Raw genomic sequence first — 2,061 nt, 5'->3', positions numbered from 1 at the left:
TCCCCAACGTGACCCGCGTGACGCCGACGCTGGTCAACGAGAACAAACCGCTGGCCGAAGCCATCGCCAAGCAAGGCAAGATCAAGAAGATCGCCATCATCTCCGACACCACCGACTACGGTGCGGCCAACACCAAATGGTTCGGCGATTTCTTCAAGGCGGCCGGCGGCGAGGTCGTTTCTTCGGATGCCGCGGCTGTCGGCACGACCGATTTCCGCGCCATGCTGACTACCGCGAAGGCAGCGTCGCCCGACGCGGTCTATTTCGGCGGTGTCGTCACCGAAGCAGCGCTGGTGCGCAGCCAGATGGCCGACCTCGGCATGGGCAATCTGCCGATGTACGGAATTTCAGGCATCTACGACCCGAAATTCATCGAGATCGCGGGAGCTGCCGCCGAGGGCACCATCGCCGGAACTCCGGCCGTCCAGTCGAACCCCAAGCTCGAGGAATTCAACAAGGCCTATGAAACCAAGGCTTATCCCGATCCCGCCGGCTCCTATGCGAAATATGCCTACGAGGCGACGCAGATCCTGCTTCAGGTCATCAAGGAAAAAGGCCTCGACGACAAGGAGGCGCTGAGCAAGGCCATTCGTGACATCCACCACGATGGCATTCTGGGAGACGTCTCGTTCGATGCCAACGGACAGACCAACATGGCCATCGACATCGACATGTTCGTCGTCCGCAGCGGCAAATGGGAGAAGATGTAACTTACCTGATCGACGCCGCGCCCGTTCTCAGTGGCGCGGCGTCGATCACCTTCATCGCCGAGCTCGCAAAAGTCCTGACCGGAGCGCCTGACCATGAATGACGAGGCCGGCCACGGCGCACCTCGAAAGGCCGTCGAAATCAAGGGCGTCTCCAAGGTGTTCGGCACCTATCAGGCGCTGAAGCCTGTTTCCTTCGACATCTACGACAACGAGTTCTTCACGCTGCTCGGCCCGAGCGGCTGCGGCAAGACCACCCTGCTGCGCATGATCGCCGGTTTCGAGCAGCCGACGGCGGGGCAGATTTTCCTGCACGGCTCGGACATACAGGGACTCCCCCCGCATAAGCGGCGGGTCAACACCGTCTTCCAGAGCTACGCCCTGTTTCCGCATATGAGCGTCGAACAGAACATCGGTTTCGGGCTCGAAAACCTCGGCTGGTCAAAGGACCGCCGCGATGCGCGCGTCGCCGATATGCTTCGTCTCGTCCATATGGAGGCCTTTGCCGGGCGCAAGCCGCAGCAATTGTCGGGCGGCCAGCGCCAGCGCGTGGCGCTCGCCCGCGCCTTGGCGCCGGAACCGGAAGTGCTGCTGCTCGACGAGCCCCTCTCGGCACTCGACCTGAAGCTGCGCCAGGCCATGCGTGACGAGCTGCGCATCCTGCAGCGCAAGACCGGCATCACCTTCGTCTTCGTCACCCACGACCAGGAAGAAGCGCTCGACATGTCGGATCGCATCTGCGTTCTCGGCGATGGCGAGATCCAGCAGCTCGGCACACCCGCGGCGATCTACGAGGAGCCGTCGAACCGCTTCGTCGCCGATTTCATCGGCGAGACCAACTTCCTCGACGCCGACGTGATTGCCGTGGACGGCGAGCAGGCAACCGTGAAAACGCAGCTCGGCATGACCTTGACGGCCTCTCACAAGAAAGCGATCGCCGGCCAGAAGGCCTTCATCTCGATACGTCCGGAGAAAATCAGCCTGCCCGCCCAGGACAACCCGATCGCTGTCGACGGCACGATCATGAGCACCAACTATCTCGGAGGCTACACATACTATCTGATTGAAGCGGGCGGCACCAAGCTGCGCATCTCCAAGCGCAACAGCGTCAGCCGCGGCCAGATGTTCGAAATCGGGCAATCGGTAAAAGTTGGCTTTGCCGCCGAATCCGTGCGGATCCTCGGCGCATGAAGGCACGCACAAAAAGTCCTGACTGGAATGTCCTCGGCCTGCTGCCGGCCCATCTCATCATGCTGCTGACGCTGATCATCCCGATCGGTATCATCATCGTGGTGTCGTTCTCGACGCGCGGACCTTACGGCGGGGTTGAATATGTGTTTTCCCCCCCGCCCTC

General features: G+C 61.6%; 2 protein-coding genes. Both read left to right on the top strand.

The genetic code is table 11. The features are described from left to right. The coding region (locus EOD15_RS33355; protein WP_148129793.1) for a branched-chain amino acid ABC transporter substrate-binding protein at positions 1 to 710 on the top strand (710 nt) is incomplete at its 5' end. A gap of 93 nt (positions 711 to 803) precedes the next feature. Beyond that, positions 804 to 1,898 (top strand): ABC transporter ATP-binding protein, encoded by a 1,095-nt coding sequence (locus EOD15_RS33350; RefSeq protein WP_127320629.1) that lies wholly within the window; start codon positions 804 to 806, stop codon positions 1,896 to 1,898. Positions 1,899 to 2,061: the final 163 nt, after the last annotated feature.

Origin of the sequence: Mesorhizobium sp. M7A.T.Ca.US.000.02.2.1, assembly GCF_003996995.1 — a bacterium.
Lineage (GTDB): Bacteria > Pseudomonadota > Alphaproteobacteria > Rhizobiales > Rhizobiaceae > Mesorhizobium.
This window is presented reverse-complemented; position numbering and strand designations above follow the sequence as displayed.